General features: G+C 62.7%; 1 pseudogene. It reads right to left on the bottom strand.

What is annotated here, in order from left to right:
- A pseudogene (locus tag C9427_RS34610) lies at positions 1-287 on the bottom strand (hypothetical protein); the annotation flags it as partial.
- Positions 288-383: the final 96 nt, after the last annotated feature.

Below are 383 nucleotides of genomic sequence, written 5' to 3'. Positions count from 1 at the left end.
GCATGCAGCCTTCCGATGTGTTCGGACCCTGTCCCTTGAACCGGTACCCCTTGCAATGGCAATTCACCCAATTGCTGCATGGGGGGCTGCATCGGCATGCGGCCGCCTGAATTGCCGATTTCGCTCAGCGGCTGCTGAATGGCGATGCTTTGCGGATTATCAGTCCTCTGCCTCTCCCCTGGCTGCAAAGCCGCGGGATGTTCATTGTTCACCCGCTCGGGGGGCAGGTGATTGCCCTGGTCAAGCGCATCCGGCCAGGGCCGGATCTGCTGTTGGCTGGCAGCCAAGACTGGCGGGGCGGGGGCCTGAACTCCGGCGTGCCCAGATGTTGCGAAAGCGTCCGACACGCTTCTATTGGGGTCCTCCGGTCCAGCACGCATCTC

This window comes from Mesorhizobium helmanticense, assembly GCF_003034915.1.
Lineage (GTDB): Bacteria > Pseudomonadota > Alphaproteobacteria > Rhizobiales > Rhizobiaceae > Mesorhizobium > Mesorhizobium helmanticense.
Note: the sequence above shows the minus strand (reverse complement) of the source record. Positions and strands in the feature narration are given on the sequence as shown.